Source organism: Leisingera sp. CC-HEC096 (assembly GCF_059429235.1).
Genome location: NZ_JCAIJS010000006.1, coordinates 171,104 through 193,093, shown reverse-complemented (window position 1 = coordinate 193,093; position 21,990 = coordinate 171,104). Strand labels below are relative to the sequence as shown.

Annotated in this window: 18 protein-coding genes; 8 read left to right on the top strand and 10 right to left on the bottom strand. The window is 62.0% G+C overall.

The window, feature by feature from the left end:
* The first annotated feature begins 450 nt into the window (after positions 1–450).
* Together AC5STI_RS21220 and AC5STI_RS21215 are read left to right on the top strand one after the other, a co-directional pair.
* The gene (locus AC5STI_RS21220; protein WP_495448240.1) at positions 451–2,676 is read left to right on the top strand and encodes an ATP-binding protein; all 2,226 of its coding nucleotides are present in this window, start codon (positions 451–453) and stop codon (positions 2,674–2,676) included.
* A 62-nt stretch (positions 2,677–2,738) separates the two neighbouring features.
* Positions 2,739–3,314: a heme oxygenase-like domain-containing protein gene (locus AC5STI_RS21215; protein ID WP_495448239.1), complete on the top strand. Its 576-nt coding sequence runs from the start codon at positions 2,739–2,741 to the stop codon at positions 3,312–3,314.
* Positions 3,315–3,569: 255 nt separating this feature from the next.
* Here AC5STI_RS21215 and AC5STI_RS21210 read toward each other — a convergent pair whose 3' ends face one another.
* Positions 3,570–5,816, bottom strand: a complete 2,247-nt coding sequence (locus tag AC5STI_RS21210) for a methyl-accepting chemotaxis protein (RefSeq protein ID WP_495448238.1) — start codon at positions 5,814–5,816, stop codon at positions 3,570–3,572.
* Between the two features lie 518 nt (positions 5,817–6,334).
* Here AC5STI_RS21210 and AC5STI_RS21205 point away from each other — a divergent pair.
* Positions 6,335–6,784: an Lrp/AsnC family transcriptional regulator gene (locus AC5STI_RS21205; protein WP_495448237.1), complete on the top strand. Its 450-nt coding sequence runs from the start codon at positions 6,335–6,337 to the stop codon at positions 6,782–6,784.
* Positions 6,785–6,816: 32 nt separating this feature from the next.
* Here the strand turns inward: AC5STI_RS21205 and AC5STI_RS21200 are convergent, their stop codons facing one another.
* Positions 6,817–7,752, bottom strand: coding sequence for a LysR family transcriptional regulator (locus AC5STI_RS21200; protein WP_495448236.1), 936 nt, complete (start codon positions 7,750–7,752; stop codon positions 6,817–6,819).
* A gap of 168 nt (positions 7,753–7,920) precedes the next feature.
* On the opposite strand from AC5STI_RS21200, the gene AC5STI_RS21195 reads away from it, so the two are divergent.
* From AC5STI_RS21195 to AC5STI_RS21180, 4 genes are all read left to right on the top strand, one after another.
* The gene (locus AC5STI_RS21195; RefSeq protein WP_495448235.1) at positions 7,921–8,934 is read left to right on the top strand and encodes a TRAP transporter substrate-binding protein; all 1,014 of its coding nucleotides are present in this window, start codon (positions 7,921–7,923) and stop codon (positions 8,932–8,934) included.
* 70 nt (positions 8,935–9,004) lie between these two features.
* Positions 9,005–9,541, top strand: coding sequence for a TRAP transporter small permease (locus AC5STI_RS21190; RefSeq protein ID WP_495448234.1), 537 nt, complete (start codon positions 9,005–9,007; stop codon positions 9,539–9,541).
* Between the two features lie 19 nt (positions 9,542–9,560).
* Positions 9,561–10,901 (top strand): TRAP transporter large permease, encoded by a 1,341-nt coding sequence (locus tag AC5STI_RS21185; RefSeq protein WP_495448233.1) that lies wholly within the window; start codon positions 9,561–9,563, stop codon positions 10,899–10,901.
* Positions 10,902–10,917: 16 nt separating this feature from the next.
* The gene (locus AC5STI_RS21180; RefSeq protein ID WP_495448232.1) at positions 10,918–11,418 is read left to right on the top strand and encodes a universal stress protein; all 501 of its coding nucleotides are present in this window, start codon (positions 10,918–10,920) and stop codon (positions 11,416–11,418) included.
* A 45-nt stretch (positions 11,419–11,463) separates the two neighbouring features.
* On the opposite strand, the gene AC5STI_RS21175 is transcribed toward AC5STI_RS21180, so the two are convergent.
* From AC5STI_RS21175 to AC5STI_RS21145, 7 genes are all read right to left on the bottom strand, one after another.
* Entirely contained in the window at positions 11,464–12,963 is a 1,500-nt protein-coding gene (locus AC5STI_RS21175; RefSeq protein WP_495448231.1) for a M81 family metallopeptidase, read from the bottom strand.
* On the bottom strand, positions 12,960–14,585 hold the full coding sequence (locus AC5STI_RS21170; RefSeq protein WP_495448230.1) for an amidohydrolase: 1,626 nt from the start codon (positions 14,583–14,585) through the stop codon (positions 12,960–12,962). Before AC5STI_RS21170 ends, AC5STI_RS21175 begins: the two co-directional genes overlap by 4 nt.
* A 38-nt stretch (positions 14,586–14,623) precedes the next feature.
* On the bottom strand, positions 14,624–15,547 hold the full coding sequence (locus tag AC5STI_RS21165; protein ID WP_495448229.1) for an oligopeptide/dipeptide ABC transporter ATP-binding protein: 924 nt from the start codon (positions 15,545–15,547) through the stop codon (positions 14,624–14,626).
* A complete protein-coding gene (locus tag AC5STI_RS21160) occupies positions 15,544–16,524 on the bottom strand; it encodes an ABC transporter ATP-binding protein (RefSeq protein WP_495448228.1) in 981 nt (326 codons plus the stop codon). Before AC5STI_RS21160 ends, AC5STI_RS21165 begins: the two co-directional genes overlap by 4 nt.
* Entirely contained in the window at positions 16,521–17,426 is a 906-nt protein-coding gene (locus tag AC5STI_RS21155; protein WP_475053681.1) for an ABC transporter permease, read from the bottom strand. Before AC5STI_RS21155 ends, AC5STI_RS21160 begins: the two co-directional genes overlap by 4 nt.
* 10 nt (positions 17,427–17,436) lie before the next feature.
* Positions 17,437–18,375 carry an ABC transporter permease gene (locus tag AC5STI_RS21150; RefSeq protein ID WP_495448227.1) on the bottom strand — a complete coding sequence of 313 codons (939 nt, stop codon included), beginning with the start codon at positions 18,373–18,375 and terminating at the stop codon, positions 17,437–17,439.
* 111 nt (positions 18,376–18,486) lie between these two features.
* On the bottom strand, positions 18,487–20,049 hold the full coding sequence (locus tag AC5STI_RS21145) for an ABC transporter substrate-binding protein (protein WP_495448226.1): 1,563 nt from the start codon (positions 20,047–20,049) through the stop codon (positions 18,487–18,489).
* Positions 20,050–20,274: 225 nt separating this feature from the next.
* Here AC5STI_RS21145 and AC5STI_RS21140 point away from each other — a divergent pair, with 225 nt between their 5' ends.
* Positions 20,275–21,078 (top strand): helix-turn-helix transcriptional regulator, encoded by an 804-nt coding sequence (locus AC5STI_RS21140; protein WP_475053677.1) that lies wholly within the window; start codon positions 20,275–20,277, stop codon positions 21,076–21,078.
* A gap of 33 nt (positions 21,079–21,111) precedes the next feature.
* On the opposite strand, the gene AC5STI_RS21135 is transcribed toward AC5STI_RS21140, so the two are convergent.
* Positions 21,112–21,858 carry a helix-turn-helix transcriptional regulator gene (locus AC5STI_RS21135; protein WP_495448225.1) on the bottom strand — a complete coding sequence of 249 codons (747 nt, stop codon included), beginning with the start codon at positions 21,856–21,858 and terminating at the stop codon, positions 21,112–21,114.
* Between the last annotated feature and the right edge of the window lie 132 nt (positions 21,859–21,990).

Sequence of the window (21,990 nt, the reverse complement as noted above, 5' to 3'; positions counted from 1 at the left end):
CTGGACCGCCGGGCGGGCGCAAAACCTAGCCCGGCGGTCAGCCTCACTTGGAGCCGGGCGGATTTACCTCCGTACGGTGCGCCCTTCTGAGCTGGTAATCCTGATTATGTTGCCTGTCTATTGAAGCACGGGAGGCGCGACTGTGCCGGATAACGGTACGCGCCCGGCCTCCCGGCGGCCGCTTCCCGCATTGCCGCAACATGCCCTCTAAAGCGTTTACAGTCTGGGTTCTGGCCCTGGCCGTTTGTCTCCGGGCCGCGCCGGCCGGCCCGGCCGGCGCGGGGAGTGCGCGCATAAGCAACGGAAATATATCACTTTATTTTGCTCTGGGGCGTTGGATCCTGCCAGCAGGATCTTCCGCTATAACACGTGAAAGAAATACACGTTAAACGGTAATTGCTTTTTCACACTCTTCTTATAGGATGTGAAAGGTCCAACGAGGTACAGCTCATGAACCTTTCTCTCTCCAGATTCTTTGAACACACCCCGGCGACCAATCTCGACAATTGCGACCGTGAGCCGGTTCATCTGACGGGAATGATCCAGAAGGGCACTGGCCTGCTGGTTCTGGACCAAACCGATGGCCGCATTGTCGGCGTGTCAGAGAACCTCCATGAAATCCTGGGCGAACCCGCTGACGCATTGCTTGGCGCGGATATCGGAATCCTTTCGGAGGACATCGCCGAGCAGCTGGCCGAACTGACGGACAGCCCGCACATTTCCCACGAAATCCTGGACGCGCAGTTTGAGGCGGATGACGCTGTCTATGATGTCGTCACGCACACGCACGCGGGCCGCCGTTTTGTCGAGTTCATCCGCAACGAAGCGCCCTCAGCGGCATTGGTGCGAAAACGGATGCGGCGCTGCGGGTCGGCTTGTTCGCAGATCATGGGCGCAGCGACCTTCGAGGAGGCGATGCAAGTCGCCGCAAATGCCGTGCGCGATCTGACGGGTATGTCCCGGGTCAAGATCTACCGGTTCCTGCCGGACTGGTCAGGCGCGACAATTGCCGAATCGCGGGACGACCGGATGGTGTCGATGCTGGGAATGCACTTCCCTGATACAGATATCCCAAAGCAGGTCCGGGAGCTGATGACGATTGTGCCTTACAGGTTCGTGGGGTCGGTTCAGGACGAAAACGTGCCGATCCGCGCGCTGGCCGGTGAGGCTGGCGAGCTGGACATGACCTGGTCGATGGGGCGCGCGGTATCCGTGATGCACACCGCCTATCTGCGCAACATCGGGGCGTCCTCGTCATTCTCCTGCAGCCTGATGGACAAGGGCAAACTGTGGGGCCTTATTGCCTGCCACCACGTTGAGGAATCGATTGTGCCCTCGGACAGCTGGGCACTGGCGCAGGAAATCGGCACCGCGCTGATGCTGCGCTATGATCAGGCGCAACGCACCGAAACCGCAGACATGATCTCGCAGTTGCGGCGGATCGAAAGCAACTTCGCGGCTGAACTGCGCCAGACCGGCGACGTCGAGGATGTGATCAAAACGCTTGTCCCGGTGCTGCAGAAATTCCTGCGCGCCGACGGGTTCGCCTTTCAATACGGGCTCAACCTTCACACCTCCGGTGAGACACCGCCGCCGGAGTTCATCCGCGATCTGATCCGGTGGACCAAAGATAACCTGACCGGGGAAGACCAGTTCCAGACGATCTCGCTGCAGTCCATCTACCCGGACTCGGTGCCCTACAAGGACGTCGCCTGCGGGGTGCTGGTGCAGCCGATTGTCGTGCACCGGGTGTGCCAGCTGATTTGGTTCCGCGGGCCGATCACGCAAAAGGTGACCTGGGCCGGACGTCCGGATGCCAAGATGGTTTCAGACGAGAAAACAGGTGTCACCCTGGGACCGCGGACATCTTTCGACAAATGGGTAAATGAGCATTCCGACCAGAGCCTTCCATGGGAGGAGGCTGAGCTGCAGGCCGCCCGCGAAATCTTCCAGGAATTTCTGGACATTATTTCCTCCCAGCTTCTGCTGAAGGAGGAAAATTCCTCGCTGCGCCGCTTTGCGCATATGGCAGCGCACGACCTTAAGGCGCCGCTACGGGGCATAAGCACGGCGCTGCAATGGATGGAGGAGGACGAGGCTGACCCCGAAAGCGTCGAAGAGCACCGCCACCTGGCCGCGCAGCAGGCGCTGAAGCTGCAGCGCCTGACCGAAAGCCTGTTGGAACTGGCCGTCTTGCAGGAGCAAAAGCCGCAGATGATGCCTGCTGACCTTGGTCTGCTTGCGAAGCAGGCCACTGAACTTTTGAGCCACGACATCGCATTGGCGGGGGCCGACGTCCGGGTTGGTGACCTGCCTTCCTGTATTGCGGCGCCGGATTTGCTGATCCGGATTTTCCTGAACCTGATCGGGAACGCTCTTAAGTACGGCCGTTCTCCGGAACGAGTGCTCCAGATTACGATTTCAGCGCAGCAGGACCCCAGCTGGCACCGCATTGTGATCGAGGACAACGGCCCCGGAATCCCGCCCCAGTTTGCAGAGCGGATCTTTGAACCGTCCCAGCGGCTGGTAACAGATGAGAAGGCCGAAGGATGCGGCTTTGGCCTGTCGATCTGCGCTGAAATCGCCAAGTTGCACAGCGGGCGCATCTATGCCGACAAGACATTTGATTCCGGTGCGCGGTTTGTCATGGAACTGCCGAAAGCGCCGCAGCAGTGACTCTCTCAGAGGACGCATCCCGCGTGCCCGCGCGCTTGTGGCTTCGCGATGAAACGCACCGCTTGCACCTGGACCTGCACGCACATCCGCTCTACCTCCGCTTGCCCGCGCCGGACCTCACCTACCAGGAATTGAGGGCAACCGCGGCAGTAACGTATTCAGCGGCGGCGGAGGCTGAGGCTATCCGGGCCCGCCGCCGGATCTGGCCGGAGATTTCTCTATCCGACCATCTCCAGGCACTGGAGAGAGACCTCGGCGATGCCGCCTGCCTGGTGCCGTACTCCGGGCAATCGTATTTGAACACCGATGCCGGCTTGCTCGGAGCGCTCTATGTCATTCATGGATCCGCATTCGGCGCGGCCTCGTTCGCCAATTCGATCTGGCGCGCTGTCCCCTCCGCCCCACTTTCCTTCGTTGTTCCCCGCAACACACAGGCCTGGCGGTTTTTGTGCCAATTGCTTGATGAAATGCCTGCGGCCGATCTGCCGCTGCTGGCAGAGGGGGCAAAGGAAGTATTCCGCAACTACAAGCGGCTGGCCGATTTGCAGCTGCAGTCCAGCTGCGCTGCCAGGCCGCCGGTACTCTCCAGCAGCACCACGTCGCAGGGCGTTCCAGCTCAGGCAGAAGCCCCTCGCTAGGCACTTTCTTCACGAGAACGGCCGGGCCCCTGCCGAAGAATGCTCGGCCAGAAACTTTCAATCACCGCATTGGTGAGGTCCGTGAGCCAGGCAGCTGGCGCTGACAGTCTCCCAACCATTGAACAGGCCGTGCTTCGACGCAGAAGATAGGCAGAGAAGCGGGCGGCAAGCCCCCTAAGGCGCCAGCAGCTTCCCTTGGCACTATGCACCTGGAAGAAAGGCGCACCGGCTGCCGGCTGCTGGCGCTCGTGCTGATCAGGCGCTCAGCCGTTGCGGGGCCGCGTGACGAGCAGCTGCCGGATTGGCGCCGCCGAGGTCGAAGCTGCCGACAATTCCGGTCAGGCTGTGCGATTCATTCTGCAGCAGCTGGCTGGCGGCGGCGGCTTCTTCCGCCATGGCCGCATTCTGCTGGGTCATGCTGTCGAGCTGATGCATGGCGCCATCAATCTTCTCCAGCCCGCGGGACTGGGCGCGCACGCCGTCAGCAATATCCGTGACCAGGCCAGACACCGCCGACACCTGCTCGATGATGCTGGTCAAAGCGTCGCCGGCGCGGCCGACCATCGACACTCCGTTGGCCACGTGCTCTTCGCTGGCGCTGGTCAGCCCCTTGATCTGCCCCGCCGCGTTGGAGGCGCGCTGCGCCAGCGCCCGAACTTCGGAGGCGACCACCGCAAACCCGGCGCCTGCCGGTCCCGCCCTTGCAGCTTCGACACCCGCGTTCAGCGCCAGCAGGTTGGTCTGGAAAGCAATGTCGTCGATCATATTGATGATCTTGGAAATTTCCGAAGACGCTTCCTGGATCTGATCCATTGCTTCCACGGCTGACGTCACAACCTCAGTGCTTTGCTCCGCTTCGCTGCGGGCGCCGCGCATGGTTTCGTCCATTTTGCCCGCCCGCTCCGCGGTGGAGCGAATGCCCTCCGTCAGATCGCGGATGGCGCCTGCGGTTTCCTCCAGGGTGGCTGCCTGGCTTTCGGTGCGATGCGCCATTTCCGTGGCGGCGCCGCGCTGCTCCTCGGAGAAGCGCCCGACATTTTCGGCGGCGCCGACAACCTGGGCCATCGAACTGCGGAGTTTCTCGAGGCTGCGGTTGAAGTTCTCTCGCAGCGCTTCGTACTGGCCCGCAAACGGGGCCTGGATGTCGCAGGCCAGGTTGCCGCGCTGCAGTTCGGACAGCGCTGCGCTCATGCTGTCGACCACCGCCGCGGTATGCCGCGCAGCCTCTACTTCACGTGCTGCGGCTTCATCCGCGTCTTTCAGCTTGCCGCGGAAGCTGTCGAGGCTTCGCGCCAGGTCGCCCAGCTCGTCTCCGCGGTCGCGGCCGTCGATTGCGGTATCGTAATTGCTGTCCGCCAGCGCATTAGTGGCTTCGCGCAGGACATGGATCGGCCGCGTGACGCTGCGCGCCGCAAGCCAGGACACGCCGATGGCCGCCAGCAGCGCCACGCCGATCAGGCCGGCTGCCGTCAGGCGGATCCGTTCGACCACGGCGAACGCGGTATGCTCATCGGTTTCCAGCACCAGCGACCAGTCAAACCCCGGCAAGCCCAGCGGCATCACCAGCGCAATCGCACGCTCACCCAGCGAGGAAGCCACTGCCTCGAACTGGCCAGCTTCCCGGGCCTTCGCGGCCTGGATCTGCGGTGTGTCGGGCATTGACTGCAGGACCGGAAACAGCCCTTCGACCGAAGACGGGCTGCGGGCGAGGCCATCGCTGCTGACGACAAAGATATTCTGGTGGGTGCCGCCCGACAGGTTGCTGGTCAGGGCGTTGACAACGCCCGCCGTGCCCAGCTGCACCGCGATCACCCCGACCACCTCCTTGCGTTTGGAAAACACCGGGGCGGCCATGAAGGCAGCGACGCCGTCCGCGCTGTGGCTGTAGGCGGAAAAATCTGCGGCTTCCACGGTGCCGGCCTCTGCCTGCAGTGCGGCCTGAAACACCTGGGCCAGCCCGCTGCTGCCGCCGGGCTGAATGTCCGTCAGGAAGTCACCCTGCTTCTTTACCGAATAGACCACCTGCCCCTTGGCGCTGATCAGGTAGAGATCCTGATAGCCGTTGAGGCGCAGGCTTCGCAGGAAGGTCGGGTGATAGGTGACATGCGATTGGTTGTAATAGCTGCCGTCGCCCGCGTCTGTCAGTTCCTCCCGCTGGTCCGCGGGGTGCGGGTTTGCCTCAGCATAGGTCTGTTTCAGATAGGCGATAGGGTCGTCTTCCTCGACCATGCCGATCACCCGCTCGAAATTGCCGATCGCCCGGAAAACCGCAGGCTGGCCCGCCAGGCTCGACACATCGGAGCGTGCGGCCTTGATCAAAAACTCCAGCGCCTGGGCGCCGGACTTGGCCTCAATCTCCTGCGCGGCAAAGGCGTTTTCCCGGATGCTGCGCTCCGCCATTGAATAGACAAGCAGAGACACAGTGACGAGGAACGCGCCCGTCAGCGCCACCATGATCATCGGCAGTTTTAGTTTCAGCGGCAGTTTCGTGGTCCGGGGCATTGGCGAAAGTCTCCTGCAATCGGCGGCACGCCCCGGCTGCGGGGGCGCATACAGGAGTGTTAATCAGGAAATTCCTGAGAAAGTGTGTACCGCGATGCCACCGCAAATGAAGTTTTCCGGAATTGACGTTTCCATTATGCCGCAAAATTGAAGTCTGGAACGTTCTGAAGGCAGGAAGATGCTTCTCTTTATTTTTATAGGTATTCTGTCTGCATGTATTGAAAGTACCGAAATTCTGATGACGCAAATCAGCTGTGCCGAACATATTCATATTCCATGATCTTGCAGAAACAAGCCGGTGTGGTTTGACCGGAGACTAGCGATTGAACCGGTGCTGGAGTAACCTTCTGGCAGTTCCTTGCCCCGATGCAATTTGTACTCGGAAATGCTGGTGAGGCCGGTCCAAGCCGCCTGCAATTGAAAAACTTAACGGTTGGCCGCGCCGGAAGCCCTCAAAATTGCAGGAGAAATCGACGAAACAAGTTGTCAAATACGCCTTGCCGGATGAAAACTCGGCCATGGATGATAAAGACCACGACATTTTGCGGCTGATCCAGTCCAACGCTCAACTGACCGCCGAGGCCATCAGCCACGAGGTCGGGCTGTCAGCGCCCGCAGTTCAGAAACGGCTGAAGAAGCTGCGCGACACCGGTGTGATCGAGAGGGAAATCGCCATCCTCTCCCCGGCCCGGCTGGGGCGGGAGATGACGGTGATCGTGCAGGTGGTGCTGGAGCGGGAAAGCCGGATGCATCTTGATGCCTTCAAGCGCAAGATGCGCAAGGCGAAGCAGGTTCAACAGTGCTACTACACCACCGGCGAAGCCGATTTCATCCTGGTGGTCATCGTCAAGGACATCAAGGAATACGAAGCCTTTACCCAAGAGTATTTCTTTGATGAGTCCAACGTCAGCCGCTTCACCTCCTCGGTGGTGATGGACCGGGTCAAGGTGTCCCTGGATATCATTTAGCCTGGGTGGCGCCGTACCGGGTCAAATTCGCCTCAGGGATCTGACGCCGGCCGGGAATGTGCAGCAACCAATGTGTCGAGGAACAGTTTGGTGATGCGGTTCACCGCAGGGCGCTTGCGGGTGACTGCGGCGAACTGGCTGCGGTAAAAGGCCTCGTCCGGCAGCACCTTCCTCATCAGCCCGTTGCGGACAAATCCTGCCGCCAGGTGGTCTGGCAGGAACCCTAGATAGCTGCCCGACATAATCAGGATCGCCAGCGCCTGTTCGTTCTGCACCTTGGCAGCGCGGCGGAAACCCAGCTTTTGCCCGACGTGCAGGTTCGGCGAGTTCACCCTTATGCCTGCATAGTTCATCGCTTGCACGTCCCGCAGCCCCAGGCTGGTGTGGTCGCAATCAAAAAACGGATGCCCCTTGCCGCAGTAGAGAAACATGTTTTCTCCATAGAGCGGCATGTAGTCCAGGCTGGGCGATGGCCGGTGCAGGGCCAGAATGCCGATGTCGAGCTGACCGCCGATCACCCTGGTCTCGATCAGGTTGGGCGGTTCCAGAGACAGTTCGATCTCGACCGAGGGGGCGGCCTTGTTGAAGTCGCGGATACCACCTGGAACAAAGGCTTCCGGATTGGAGGCGCATTGGTCGAACAGTGCAATCCGGATGGTGCCGGCCAGCTGCTGCTTGATTTCATTCACCTCGGCGCGGAAATCCGCCACTGAGGTCAGCAGGCCTTCGGCGGATTTCAGGACCTTGATGCCATCATCCGTCAGCGAAAACCCCGCCGGACCGCGGTTGCACAGTTTCAGGTCCAGCCGCAGCTCCAGGTCGGCGATGTATTTGGAGATCGTTGATTTGCCGATATTCAGCTCGGTTTCCGCGGCAGCCAGCCCGCCGCTTTCTGCCACTGCCTTGAACACCCGCAGCAGTTTCAAGTCGGCATCAGCAACATGTTTGACGTGTGATTTCCGGTTCATGCCTAAGTTCGATATATGTGAAACTTTGCTTTCAAAAGTTTACATTCTAGAAACATAAAACGCAATGTAGCTTCCCGCAGACCAAGGACGGATCGGACTGGCAATCACGCTGTGGAGGGCGGGCCAGCGCGCACCTTGGGCCCCAGGATGACAATACGGGAGGAAGTTATGTCATTTCTCAAGAAGGTCTGCACGCTGACCGCAGCCGTTTCTGCCGCCGCGTTGCTGACCGCCGGTGCGGTATCCGCGAAGAACTTCAAGATCGCTGTCGGCGACAGCGCCGGCAGCCCGCAGGAAGCCACCGGGAAGTTCTTTATCGAGGCGCTGGAAGCAAAATCCGGCGGTGAGCACAGCGCGACCCTGTTTCTGAACGGCCAGCTGGGCTCAGAACAGGACACCGTGAATGAGGCGGCGATCGGCACCTTGGACATGTCGCTTCTGGCGATCAATAACGTCACCCCGTTCTCCCCGACCGTGGGCGTGTTCACCCTGCCCTATGTGATCTTGTCGCTGGAAGATGCTGAAACCCTGACCCAAGGCCCTATCGGTCAGGAACTGACGGAAAACACATTGCGCGATGCCGGCGTGCGCATCATCGCCTGGACCTACACCGGCTTCCGCCGCCTGACCAACTCCAAGAAGCCGGTGACCTCTGTCGCCGACCTGCAGGACCTGGTGATCCGTGTTCCCAAGAACGAGATCATGATCGAAACCTACAAGTCCTGGGGCATCAACCCGACCCCGATGGCCTGGTCCGAGACCTTTACCGGCCTGCAAACCAAAGTGGTTGACGGTCAGGACAACCCCTACATGACCATCAACGCGATGAAGTTCTATGAAGTGCAGGATCACGTCACCAACCTGCGCTACATTTTCTCGATCGAGCCGCTGATCGTGTCCGAGGCCGTGTTCCAGGGGCTGAGCGAGGAAGATCAGCAGACCATCCTGGAAGCAGGCAAGGAAGCCACCCTGAAATCGGCCCAGTTCCTGCGCGACTCCGAGGCCGCGATCAAGGAAGAGCTGATCTCCAAGGGTATGGAAATCGTCGACCCCGAAAACGATGAAGCCGAGTTCATCGAACTGGCCACCGGCGCCGTTTGGCCGCAGTTCTACGACTCCATCGGCGGTGTCGAAAAGCTGAACGCGGTGCTGACCGCCATCGGCCGCGACCCGGTCCAATAAGCCTCCGGCATATCCAATCGAACAACGGGGCAGCGTCCATGCGCTGCTCCGCACAGGGGAGGAGACCATCATGTTCTGGAAGTTCCTGGACAATATAGAAAGCTATATCTGCCGCTTACTGCTGTCCGGCTTTGTCATTCTGCTGTTTGTGCAGATTATCTCGCGCGAGATGTTCGGGCACTCGTTTTCCTGGATCGAGGAACTCTCGGTCTACATGTTTGTCTGGTTTGTCTACTTTGGCGCCTCCTACGCGGCACTGAAGGGCGCGCATAACCGGGTCACCTTCCAGTTCAAGTTCCTGCCCGCGGGCTGGATCAAATACATTGAGGCCTTTGCCGACCTGTTCTGGCTGTTTTTCAACTGCTATTTTCTGTGGCTGGCCACCGATTTCGTCTTCAACAAGATGAACAAGTTCTGGAAATCGCAGACCTTGGGCATCGAGATGAAATATATCTACATGGTGCTCCCCATCGCGTTCACGCTGATGACTATCCGCATCCTGCAGGTGAACTACCGGAAACTGATCCGTGGCGAAGAAATCCACGATCCCGACCAGATCGACCTTGATGAAATCAAGGCCGCCGCTGGCGCGGATGGCCGCGTGTGATCAAGGGAGGGATAGAAAAATGGAAACCGAAATCGTCACGATCCTGTTTGGATCATTTCTGCTGCTTCTGTTGCTCGGCGCCCCGATCACCGTTGCGCTGGGGGTGTCCTCGCTGCTGTCGTTCCTATACTTGGACGAAAATCCAATAAAATTCGTGCAGATCGCCTTTACTTCAGTCGGGTCCTTCCCGCTGATGGCGCTGCCCGCGTTTATCCTGGCCGGTGCGCTGATGGAGGCGGCGGGGATCTCCAAACGCCTGATCAATGTGGCCGAAAGCCTGGCCGGTCCGTTCACAGGCGGTATTTCCGCCGCCACTGTGATGGCCTGCCTGTTCTTCGGCGCGATCTCCGGCTCCGGCCCGGCTACCACCGCGGCTGTGGGCATGCTGATGATCCCGGCCATGATCAACCGCGGGTACGAGCGCGGCTATGCCTCTGCCGTGACCGCGTCGTCGGGCGGCCTCGGCATCATCATCCCGCCATCGATCCCGATGGTGATCTTCGGGATCGCAGCGCTTGGCATGGCACCGCCGCCCGAGGCGGTGGAGAAATTCGGCACCTTCCAGTCGGTCTCGATCTCGAAACTGTTCATCGCAGGCTTTGTCCCGGCCTTCCTGATCGCCACCAGCCTGCTGATCATGAATTTCCTGATGTCCAAGAAACGCGGCTACAAGGGCTCTGCTGACGGCTGGTCGGTGCGCAACGTGATGTGCGAAATGTACCGTGGATTCTGGTCCCTGATGGCGCCGCTGGTGATCCTGGGCGGCATCTACACCGGCTTTTTTACCCCGACTGAGGCCGCGATCGTCGCGATCTTCTACACTCTGGTTATTGGCGTCTTCATTTACCGCGAGCTGACCTGGTCGTCGTTGTTCCAATCGCTGGAGGCCACGACCTGGCTGACAGGCCGTGTGCTGCTGATCCTGTTCACCGCCACCGTCTTCGGCCGCCTGCTGGTCGAAAACCAGATCCCGGTGCTGATTGCGGAGTCGATGCTGAGCTTCACCCAGAACCTTTATGTCATCTGGGCGCTGATCATCTTCTTCCTGCTGTTTGTCGGCATGTTCATGGAGACGCTGGCGACGATCCTGATCCTGGTGCCGGTGATGCTGCCGGTGGCCTATTCGGTCGGAATCGACCCGATTCATTTCGGGGTGGTGATGGTCTGCACCCTCGGCATCGGCTTCCAGACTCCGCCCTTGGGGGAGAACCTTTTCATCGCTTCGGGCATCTCGAACATATCGATCGAGACGATCTCGCTGCGCGCCCTGCCCTTTGCCGCAGTGAACACGATTGCGATCTTCATCATAGCGTTCCTCCCGGAAATCTCGCTGTGGCTGCCGCGGCTGTTTGGCTATTGATGGGAAAGGAACAGACATGACACCGATGATCACCAGCATCCTGTTTGCCACCGACCTGTCGCACAACTCCACCTTAGCACTGCGCCATGCGGCAAGTCTGGCGCACGCGACGGGGGCGGAAATTCATGTGCTGCACGTGAATGAGCCGATCTCGGAGGATGCGCGCATTACCTTTGAGATGTTCGTGCTGAACGACGAAACCCGCAAAACTGCGGCCAAGCGGCGGCACGAGATGGTCAAGCAGGTACTGGCCGAACGCCAGGCCCGGTTCTGGGCAGCTTTCGAAGGCGATGACGCGAAAATCCGCGACCAGGTGACCTCGGTCGAGGTGACCGACGGCCACCCGGCGGAGGTTATTCTCCGCCGCTCGGTCGAGCTTGGCTGCGATCTGATTGTGCTCGGCGCTCATGACCACGGGTTTTCCCACACCTTCCTTGGCACCGTGGCCAAGCGCGTCCTGCGCCGGTCGCAGATCCCGACGCTGGTGGTGCCCTACCAGAATGGCGAGGACGTCTGACCCTGTCCGCAAGCGGCCACCCCTTGGCCGCTTGCGGTATGTGTCCTAGCCCTTGGCCGGAACGGTCCTGACAGCGGGATGCAGGTTCTTGTAAGGCACCTGTTTCAGGTCGCAGGGAAACACACCGGGGGCGGCCACTGGATAAACGGCGCTGGCAATGGGCTCGAAATCGGCGCGGAAATGGGCGGTGCTTTTCACGCAGATGGTTGCGTACGCCTTGGGATCCAGGCCGATATGGGTGAAATGCGCCAGGTCCAGGCATTGGTTCCGAATGCTGGTCACGACAAGGGTGATATCCGCCTCCGACCCGTGCAGCCGCAGCGCTGCCGTGGGGCCCAGCGTCGCCACCCCGCCGCCATACATCCCGCCGGTATAGCGGCAGCTGCCGTCACCAAGCGCAACCACCTGAAACTCAGCGTCAAACGGCTGGTCCCCTGCCACACCTGAGCGTCCGCCAAGCGCTGCGCGGAAGATACCGCCCTCCCCCGCCTCATGCGCGGCGGCTGCGGCCTGGGGGTCATGGAACAGCCCCATCAAGACACCTTGCGCCCGGGCCGCGGCCAGTGCCGCCAGCAACCCGGTGGTGTCGGAGGTGCCGCCGGCACCCGGATTGTCCTGAACGTCTGCCAGCACCACAGGCTTGCCTGCGCGGGGCTGGCAGGCAATGGCCGCCGCTTGCTGCGGCGACAGCATCGGGTGGTACGACTGCGCCTCCAGCGCGGCGAACAGGGTCTCGATCTGGTCCACCGCCCGCCCCGCGGCCTCAGCCGTGGTGCCGTACGCCACGCAAGAGGGCCGGGTGTCCGGGAAATCCGCTGCGGTGAAGCCGAGCGCAATGTCAGCCAGAACTCCGGCTTCCTCCAGCGGCGGCAGCGCGGCATAGAGCTCGGCGCCGGGGGCTGCACCTGTGTACTGGGCGTGCAGCGGGATCAGATAGTCCATCTGCCGGAACGCCTTGTTCAGCTTTTCTCCCGCCAGCAGCCTCTGCATAACCGGCAGGCAGCGCGCGCCGGTGCCGCCCATGTCCAGATGCGGATAGGTCCGGAAAACGGCGATGTAATCCGCCAGTTCCACCAACGCTGCCGAGATATTGGCGTGCAGGTCCAGGCTGACCACGATGGGCAGGCTGCCTCCGGCTTGCTCCCGCACCCGGCGCAGAATCTCGCCCTCACCATCGGCAAAGGTTTCGGTCACCATGGCACCATGCAGATCAAGGTAGATTCCATCCAGCGGCCCAGCCGCCTGCAGCCCGTTCAGGATCATGCCGCAGATGGTGTCAAACGCCTCGTCCGTCACATGCGCCGAGGGTTCTGCCGCGCACCACAGGATCGGTAGCACTTCCATCCCGGCCTCCTCCGCTGCCCGGGCAAAGCCTGCGATGGGCAGGTTCATGCCGCGGGTTTCGCGGACCACATCCTCTCCGTGCAGCATGGCGGGCCAGGAATCGGCCATCTCAAACTCCGCCAGCCCGGCCTTTTTGATGCCAAAGCAATTGGTTTCATGCTGAAAGCCCGCAATGGCGATCCGCGGTTTGGCCTGCCTCATGTGTGCTCCTGCGCCCAGACGGTCCGTCCGCGGCGGATTGTTTGAGTGACTTTGGTGGTTTCGATGGCATCCGGGTCTTCCAGCGGGTTGCGGTTCAGCACCGCGAAGTCCGCAAGCTTGCCGGGTTCGATGGAGCCGCGGGTGCCCTCCTGAAACACCTGCCAGGCGGCGTCGATAGTCTGCGCCCTGAGGGCTGACAGAGCGCTGATCCGCTGGTCCTCTCCCAGCAGCCTCCCGCTTGCGGTCAGCCGGTTCACTGCGCAATGGGCCAGGTGGATAGGCCGGGTCGGCGTGACCGAGGCGTCGTTGTGGATGGTGTAGCGTACGCCATAGCGCTCAGCGGAGGCGCAGGGCGAAACCCGCTTGGCCCGTTCCGGCCCCAGGAATATGTCGTAGTGGCGGTCGCCCCAAAAATGCACATGCGCCGGGAAGAAGCTGACGGTCATACCCAGCGCTGCCATCTGCTGCAGCTGGTCATCGCGCAGGGCTTGCCCGTGGATGATGGTGTGGCGGTGGTCGGCGCGCGGGTTGGCCTCCAGCGCCGCGGCAACCGCGTCGATAAACATCTGCGCCCCGGCATCGCCGTTGCAGTGGCAGTGGATCTGGAAGCCCGAATCATGCAGCTTCTTCACTTCTGCATGGTGTTCGGCAGTGTCAGCATAAGGCATCCCGCAAGGGTGCGCCGGGTCCACTGGCTTGTGATATGGCGCACTGAGGAAGGCTGTCTGCAACTGGAACGCCCCGTCGGTGAACAGTTTGCGGGGCCCAAGAGTGAAATGCGGGTTGCCGGGCCAGTGGAGCGCTTCGGGCCCGCGGCTCAGCGCTGGCTCCAGCTCTCCAATGGGCAGCAGCATCAGGTCGTAACCCGGGTCCTGATCTGCGGGCAGAGAGGCGAAATGCTCCAGCATTTTCCGCGTGGCCCAGGCGTTTTGGGCATAGGTGACACCATGCTCCAGGTATTCGTCCCGGCAGCTGTTGAACCCGGCCCAGAAGCGGTCGCGGTCGATCAGGAAATCGGTGTCTCCCATTTCACCCATCGCTGACAGGCCCTCGATCAGCCCGGTCAGCGCGCCGGTCTGAGGGTCGCGGCCGAAGCGGCCGCCCAGGGGATCGGGCGTATCGCGGTTCACACCGTTGCGTTCCAGCGCCAGCGAGTTTGCAGATCCGTTGTGGCCGGAAGCGTGGATCACCCAGACGGGGTGTTCGGTCGAGACACTGTCCAGCTCGGTGCGTGTGGGCATCCTCCCCTCTGCAATGGCAGTATTATCGAACAGCACCCCCATCACCCATTCCCCGGCGGGCGTCTCCGCCGCCTTGGCCCGCAGCCGGTCCAGCGCGGTGGGGATATCCGGGCAGTCGCCGCTGGGGGCAGAGGCGAGGTTCACCCGGAACAGCCGGATGAAGCCGGGATCGGGGAAATGCCCGTGCGGGTCGATGAAGGCGGGGATCAGGGTCTGGCCCTGCAAGTCCACCTCAACAGTGCCCGCAGGCATCTGCGCGCGCAGGTCCGCCTCCGCGCCAACGGCGCGGATGGTCTCGCCTTCGGTCAGCACCGACTGGGCGCAGGAATTGGCCGCGTCCATCGTCAGGACAGCGCCGTTGAAATACAATGTGCTGGTCATGGTCTTTCAGATGTTGAGGGGTTTCGGGCGGAAGGCCGTCAGCTCAAGGGAGCAAGGCAGCGCAACCCGTGGCCGTTTTCGACCTCCCATTGCGGGGTTTGAATGCAGATCTCCTGCGCGAAGGGACAGCGCTCGCGGAACTCGCAACCCTTGGGACGGCGCAGCAGGCTGGGCGGTTCGCCCTTTAGCGCGATGCGCTCCAGCCGGGCGTCGGGATCGGGCTCCGGGTTTGCAGACAGCAGGCAGCGGGTATAGGGATGGCGCGGGTCCTTGAAGATGGCCTCCGTCGTGCCCTCCTCAACCAGCCTGCCCAGGTACATGATGCCCATCCGGTCCGCCACATGGCGCACGACATTCAGGTTGTGGGTGATGATCACCATCGCCAGCCCCAGCCGTTCGCGCAGGTCGTTCATCAGGTTCAGAAGCTCCCCCTGCACCGACACGTCCAGCCCCGCGGTGGGTTCGTCCGCCAGGATCAGCTTCGGCTCCAGCGCCAGCGCGCGGGCGACACCGACCCGCCGCGCTTGCCCGCCTGACAGCTGATAGGGATAGCGGTCTGCAAAATGCGCAGGCAGGTTCACCATTTCCAGAAGACGCTTGGCCTCGGCGTCCAGATCGCGGTCCTTCATGCCTTGGATGCGGTAGGGTTCAGTGATCAGGCTGCGGATCGTCAGACGCGGCGACAGAGAGCCGACCGGGTCCTGGAACATCATCGAGATGTCCTTGCGCAAGGGGCGCAATTCGCGTTCCGAAGCGCCGCGGATTTCCCGGCCTTCGAACTTGACCGAGCCTTCCTGCGCCGGGGCCAGACCGGCAATTGCTCGTATCACCGTGGTCTTGCCAGAGCCGCTCTCGCCCACCAGCGCATAGGTTTCGCCTGGCTCAACGGTGAAGCTGACACCGGCCAGCACGTTGACAGGGCCATAGCTGGTCTTGAGGTCTTTGACTTCCAGCAGGCTCATTCCGCGGCCTCCTTGTGGTTCAGCCAGCAGGCGGCGTGGTGGCCGTCCTTCAGCTGTGTTAGCGGCGGAACATGCGACGCGCAGCGCGGCATCGCCTGGTCGCAGCGGTCGCGGAAGATGCAGCCGCCGGGCAGGTTTGCCAGATCAGGCACCTCGCCGGGGATCGTTGGCAGCACGCGGGCGCGTTCCTTGATGTGGCCCGGGTCGCAGTCGATCAGGCGGCGGGTGTAGGGGTGCTTGGGATCGTGGAAGATCTCGCGCACCTCGCCGCTTTCGACCACGGCGCCCGCGTACATCACCACTACGCGATCGCAAAGCTCTGCAATCACGCCCAGATGGTGCGAGATGAACAGGATGGCGCAGTCGAACTCCTGCTGCAGTTCCTGCAGGCGCTCGATGATCTGCACCTCCAGCGTGGCATCCAGCGCCGTTGTCGGCTCATCTGCGATCAGCAGGTCGGGTTCGGACATCAGCGCCATGGCTATGGCAATCCGCTGCCGCATCCCGCCGGAGAACTCATGCGGGAACTGGTCCAGCCGTGCCTCCGGGTCGGGGATGCCGACGGCCCCCAGCATCTTGGCCGCCCTCGCCCGTTTCTCGGCCTTTGATGCCTTGGAACGGTGCTGGATATCGAGCATCTGCTGACCGATAGACAGCACCGGGTTGTGGGTCTGCATTGGATCCTGGAACACGATGGAGATATCGGCGCCGCGCAGATCACGCATCTGGCGCTCGGGTTTTTGCAGCAGGTCTTCACCCTTGAACCGCACCTCGCCCTGACGAAACCGGGTGTTCGGCGCGGTCAGCCGAAGGATCGAGGAGATCAGGGTCGACTTGCCGCAGCCCGATTCACCAACGATGCCGACGATCTCCCCCTTGCGGACGTCAAAAGAGATTTCGCGCAAGGCTTTCAGGTCGCCGCGGGCGGTCTCATAGTCGACGCTGAGGCGGTCAATTTCCAGAAGCGTATCGGTCATCGCTGTTTCCTCAGTTTCGGGTCAACCACATCGCGAAGGCTTTCGCCCAAGAAGGTGAAGCCAAGCGTTGCCAGGATGATCGGCAGCCCGCCGCCCACCACCAGCCAGGGGGTCTGGCGGATCAGGGAATAGCCGTCCTTCAGCAGCGCACCCCAGCTGGGTGTCGGCGGTTTCACCCCAAGGCCGAGGAAGGACAGCCCCGCCTCCAGCGCGATCACGGTTGGGATGTCCATCGCCGCCAGCACCGCCAGAACGCCGACGATATTGGGCAGCATGTGCACGCCCAGAATACGCTTCATGCTGGCGCCCATGGATCGTTCGGCCAGAATGAATTCCGAGTTGCGCAAGGTCAGCGTCTGGGTCCGTGCCACCCGGCCGTAGGTCGGGATCGAGGTCGCCATGACCACAAACACCACGGTCTGCAGGCTTGGCCCCACCAGCGCAACCACCGCCAGCGCAAACATCACCGTCGGGAAGGAACGGATGGTGTCGAAGAACAGCATCAGCAGGTTGTCGAGCCATTTCGGCCCGTAACCCGCGATCATGCCCAGAGTCAGGCCGATGGCCATGGCACCGAAGACCGCGGGCAGTGCCACTTTCAGCGCCACCTGGCCGCCCATGATCACGCGGGAGAACGTATCGCGCCCCAGCTGGTCAGTGCCAAGAAGATGCGCCGCGGAGGGCCCTTGCAGGCGGTCCTTGATATTCATCGCCACGGGATCATAAGGCACGATCCAGGCGGCAAAGATCGCGCAGAACACGATGGTGCCGACAATGATCAGCCCCATCAGCCCCAGCGGGTCGCGGGCGACGCCGTGAAGGATCTGGCCCAGCTCGGACCGGGATTTGGGCGAGGCCCCAGGCGGGGAGGCCGGCTGTGTTCCGGATTGAACGTCAGACATTGCAGCCTCCTCAAATCGCCGTGCGGGCGCGGGGATCGAGCCAGGCGTTGATCAGGTCGGCCAGCGCGGTGGACACCACGAACAGGCCTGTCGAGATCAGCACCGACCCCATCACGATCGGGTAATTACGGGTGGTGATGCTGTCGATCACCAGCTTGCCCAGGCCGGGGCGGGCAAAGACGATCTCGGCAAAAACGGCAGAGGACAGCAGGAACCCCATGCCGACGCCGATCACTGTGACCACCGGCAAAATGGCGATACGCAGCGCATAGACCATCACCACCCGGCGCTCGCTGATGCCAAAGGCGCGGGCGGTGCGGATATGACTCTCGCCCATCACCTCCAGCATCGAGGCGCGCACCAGCCGGGCGATGTAGCCCACCCAGCTGAGGCCGATGGCAAAGGCGGGCAAAACCAAGTGGTTGAGACGGCCCCAGAAGCCCTCTCCCGCGCCGATGGCCGGGAACCATTGCAGGTTCACCGCAAAGATCAGCAGCGACAGCAGCGCGACCACAAAGGCGGGCGCGGCCACGAAGCTTACCGAAATTGCAGCGGTGATGCGGTCAATCAGTGTGTTCGGATGCGCGGCCGCATAGGCGCCAAGCGCGATGCCCAGCGTGGCGGACCAGGTAATAGAGCCCAGGATAAGCCACAGGGTGTGCGGCAATTGCTGAAACACGATCTCGGTCACCGGGCGGCCCGAGAACACGTCTATCCCCAGGTCCCCCTGCAACAGGTTTCCGTAGAAAATGAGAAGCTGTTTCCAGATCGGCTGATCCAGCGCCAGCTCAGCCGTCAGCCGCGCCTGCAGCTCAGGCGTGGCGCGCGGGCCCAGCATGATCTGGACCGGATCGCCGGGCACGGCGCGGATCATCAGGAACATGACGGTGACCGCCACGATCAGGATCAGCAATGCCAGCCCGAACCGCCGGGTTGCATAAAGTAACATGGCCGCATGGCTCCCTTATCTTCGCTGTGCGGATGAAAACGGCACGGCCGCGCCGCAAGCTGCAGCCGTGCCAGGTCAGGCCCGGGGGGAGGACCGGGCCTGAGGGGAGTGTCAGGCCTTGCCGAAGTAGCGCAGCAGCGCCAGCCCGTCGGGCCGCAGCGCAGGCACCACACCCGCCGAATGGATCACCGGCGTCGCCTCATGGGTCAGGAACCGGTAGGCACCGCTTTCCTCCATCAGATCCTGCGCGCGCTGATACATCTCGGCCCGCTTTGCCTGATCGGTCAGCTGATAGGCAGAGGCGTGGATCTGGTCGAACTCTTCGTTGCTGAAGCGTTCCCAGTTCCAATGGCCGACCTGCTCGGTGGTGAACCAGGAGGTCGCATAGTACGGGTCGGGGGTCATCGAGTAGCGGTTCAGCACCAGCTGCAGGTCCTCGTTATCCGCGCTGGCCCAAAAGGCCCCGGATTCCAGCACATTCACCTCAACCGTGATGCCGATCTGCGCCAGCGTCGCCTGGATCACCTGCGCCGCGGTGGTGAAGGTGGTCTTGTTCAGCGTGTCGAGTTTCAGCGTGACATTGGTCTCACCGGATTCCGCCAGCAGCGCAGCAGCTTTCTCGAAATCCGCCTGCGGCGGCACCAGCGACTGGGGGCGGTTGCCTGCAAGGCCCGGGGCAATGATGCCGGTGGAGGGTTCGACAGCGCCGAAATATGCGGCCTCCAAGACCGACGGCACGTCGATGGCGTGCTGGATGGCCTGGCGCAGTTTCTTGTTCTGCAGCTTTGGGTGATCCAGGTTCATGCCCAGCCAAGCATAGTACAAGGACGGGTATTCCAGCAGTGTGCCGCCATTCGGCACCCCGGCGCGGTAGCGCTCCACCGAACCCAGCGAGACGCGGGTGAAATCCAATTCGCCCGCCTCGAATGCGATCTCGGCAGTGTTTTCGTCGTCGATCGGCAGGATCTCGATGGTATCCCAGGCGGGGGCTTCGCCCTTCCAGTCCGGGTTCCGCTTGAGCACGGTCTTTTCCTTGGGCGACCAGCTGTCGCGCAGGTAGGGTCCGGACTCCGCCAGCGGATCCGTCGTCGCCTTGCCGCCCGCGGCCTCCCAGGCCTCTTTCGACACGATATTGCCGGTGATATAGGGCAGCGCGATGCTCCACAGCGGTGCAAAGGGTTCTTTCAGAACGATGGTTCCCTCGCGCTCGCCGGTCACCTCGACGTGGCTCAGCGGCCCCATGTCGGGTTTGTTCGGGCTCTCGGTCTCCTCCGCCACAATCCGTTCAAAGCTGTATTTCACGTCTTCGGCAGTCATCGCGCCAAAGCCGTTCGTAAACCCGATGTCATCGCGCAGTGCGAATTTGATGTGCGTCTCGTCACCCTGCTCGATCATCGCGGCGGCATCCATCTGCCAGTCCCATTCGCGGCCCGGCTTGTACTGGATCAGCTTGTTGTAGATCGCGGCGTGGATCTCCTCGTCGATCACACCTTTGGAGTACGCGGGGTCAATGCTTTGCAGATCGCCATAGGAGCGCACCCGCAATGTCCCGTCCCCAGCCGCCATGGCGCGGCTGCCCAAGCCCATCGGCAGAACGGCTGCCGCACCCAGCGCAGTGGCGCCCTTCAGGAATTTGCGCCGCCCCACCGGCGCCTTGGTCCATTCGATCCGCATTGTATCCTCCCTTGGATCAGATCAGGAAGCCCGCAAAACGCGGGCCTCCCATTGCGCCGTTCCTCAAGCCGCCCGCACCCCTATGTCCTCCTGGTCTGCGGTCCGCCAAAATCACACGGCTTGTTTCCAGAAACGCCGGTTTCGCCGGATTCAAAACTGTGCAAACATGCGCGGAGTGACGCTAGATGGCTGGTCCTAGCGTCAAAACGCGAAGGATTTTGGCACTTGTCCGTCAATTTTTCAGAAAACCTGCGTTCGCTTTGCGCCGAGCATGGCAGCATTGCGCATATCTGCCGCGAGATCGGTCTCAACCGGCAGCAGTTCAACCGCTACCTCAATGGCAGCAGCCTGCCATCTGCGCACAACCTGCGCAGGATCGCCCGCTACTTCGGGATTGCAGAAGCGCAGCTGTTTACCGCGCGTTCCGATTTCGAAGCCCGCCTGGACGCCGCGGCCGGCCCAGGGCAGCATGGCCCGGGTGAGCAGTTTCTGGCCCCGTTCCGCGGCCAGCAGCGCAATTTGAAACGCTACCTCGGCTTCTACCACGCCTATTTCCACACCCCCTCCTGGGGCGATGGGATCTTTTGCGCGCTGACCCGGTTTATCGAAAAGGACGGGCTGATCCTGTCTCGCAACCTGGAAATCGCCCATGACCCGGAACAAAGCATCCGGCAGATCTCGCGGTATCAGGGGTTGGTCACGATGCGCGGCAACCGACTGTTTATCACTGAGCATGAGCGCGCTCATGAAGGCAGCGTTGCGCAGACCATCCTGTTCTCCGCCCACCGCCAGCAGCTCAAGTACCTGCGCGGCATGACTATGGGGCTGGCCTGGCGGCCGTTTCCCCGCCCCTATGCGGCGCGGACGATCTGGAAGCGGCTGGATGAACGGGTGTCTGCACGCGAGGCAATTGCCGCCTGCGGCGTCCACCCGGTACGCAGCACGCGCATTGATCCGACGGTGCGGAAGTATCTCGAAACTCCGGCCAAGGAGGATCTGCCGGACGCTCACGGCAGTTTCCTGTTCTGAGATCAACCGCTTACTGCGTGATTGAACGCGGCTCTATCCCGCCGCCAGATGGCGGGTGGCCATGGAAAACAGTTCAGCCTGCGAGGAAATCCCCAGCTTGGAATAGGCATGGTGCCGGTGCACTTTCACCGTGCCCTCGGCAATGCCCAGATAGGCGGCGGCCGAAGGTGTCGAGTGGCCTTGCAGGATCAGCTGCACCACCTCCCGCTCGCGCGGGCTGAGAACGCCGGTGCCAAAAGTCTGCATGCGGTCTTCCCAGCCCTCCTGCTGGAACCCTTGCGCCGCGGTTTCCGCCTGCCCCCACTGCCGCCGGAGGGCGGCGGAAATCACCTCGAACACCGCGTTCAGCCTGCCGGTATCCGCTGCCTCAAACCGCTGCTGGCGGGCAAAGCGGGCGAGTGAAACGATCAGCCAGCGCTCTGCCCCGTCCTGCACCAGCACGCCGATCTCATCGCTTATGTTTATCTTGCGGTAGAAGGCGCGGTAGTATTCCGAGCGGTAGAACGCCTCCGGCGCCAGGTCCATCAACCGGTAGGCGCCAGGTTTGCAGCCGTTGCGGCAGGCCTGGTAAAGCGGGTCCAGCAGGTAGGGGCCGCTCGCATAGAACTCCACCGTGATTGCCGCCTGCAGTTCATCCAGGTCCTGATACAGCGACACCGGCGGCGACGCGCCCTCATAGCGCGAGATGATCATCGAATCGAAACTGCAGCATTGGCCAAGAATCTGCCGCAGCGCGCCGGGAAAACGCTCGGTGCCGGCGGTTTCGGCCAGGGCAGCCATTGGGCCCACCCACGGGGCAGGCAGCACGGGGAAGGCGGAATCTGACGTCATCTATACCTTTAGATATATATCTGTTGTTGAGTTTACCGGCATAAGCGCGGATTTCAAACTGGGCTCAAGCAAATTCCAATC

Bases quoted from the DNA above. Each gene is read 5' to 3' on its own strand.
- AC5STI_RS21220 (WP_495448240.1), top strand. From the start codon at position 451: ATGAACCTTTCTCTCTCCAGATTCTTTGAACACACCCCGGCGACCAAT.
- AC5STI_RS21210 (WP_495448238.1), bottom strand. From the start codon at position 5,816: ATGCCCCGGACCACGAAACTGCCGCTGAAACTAAAACTGCCGATGATC.
- AC5STI_RS21205 (WP_495448237.1), top strand. From the start codon at position 6,335: ATGGATGATAAAGACCACGACATTTTGCGGCTGATCCAGTCCAACGCT.
- AC5STI_RS21200 (WP_495448236.1), bottom strand. From the start codon at position 7,752: ATGAACCGGAAATCACACGTCAAACATGTTGCTGATGCCGACTTGAAA.
- AC5STI_RS21195 (WP_495448235.1), top strand. From the start codon at position 7,921: ATGTCATTTCTCAAGAAGGTCTGCACGCTGACCGCAGCCGTTTCTGCC.
- AC5STI_RS21190 (WP_495448234.1), top strand. From the start codon at position 9,005: ATGTTCTGGAAGTTCCTGGACAATATAGAAAGCTATATCTGCCGCTTA.
- AC5STI_RS21185 (WP_495448233.1), top strand. From the start codon at position 9,561: ATGGAAACCGAAATCGTCACGATCCTGTTTGGATCATTTCTGCTGCTT.
- AC5STI_RS21180 (WP_495448232.1), top strand. From the start codon at position 10,918: ATGACACCGATGATCACCAGCATCCTGTTTGCCACCGACCTGTCGCAC.
- AC5STI_RS21175 (WP_495448231.1), bottom strand. From the start codon at position 12,963: ATGAGGCAGGCCAAACCGCGGATCGCCATTGCGGGCTTTCAGCATGAA.
- AC5STI_RS21170 (WP_495448230.1), bottom strand. From the start codon at position 14,585: ATGACCAGCACATTGTATTTCAACGGCGCTGTCCTGACGATGGACGCG.
- AC5STI_RS21165 (WP_495448229.1), bottom strand. From the start codon at position 15,547: ATGAGCCTGCTGGAAGTCAAAGACCTCAAGACCAGCTATGGCCCTGTC.
- AC5STI_RS21160 (WP_495448228.1), bottom strand. From the start codon at position 16,524: ATGACCGATACGCTTCTGGAAATTGACCGCCTCAGCGTCGACTATGAG.
- AC5STI_RS21155 (WP_475053681.1), bottom strand. From the start codon at position 17,426: ATGTCTGACGTTCAATCCGGAACACAGCCGGCCTCCCCGCCTGGGGCC.
- AC5STI_RS21150 (WP_495448227.1), bottom strand. From the start codon at position 18,375: ATGTTACTTTATGCAACCCGGCGGTTCGGGCTGGCATTGCTGATCCTG.
- AC5STI_RS21145 (WP_495448226.1), bottom strand. From the start codon at position 20,049: ATGCGGATCGAATGGACCAAGGCGCCGGTGGGGCGGCGCAAATTCCTG.
- AC5STI_RS21135 (WP_495448225.1), bottom strand. From the start codon at position 21,858: ATGGCTGCCCTGGCCGAAACCGCCGGCACCGAGCGTTTTCCCGGCGCG.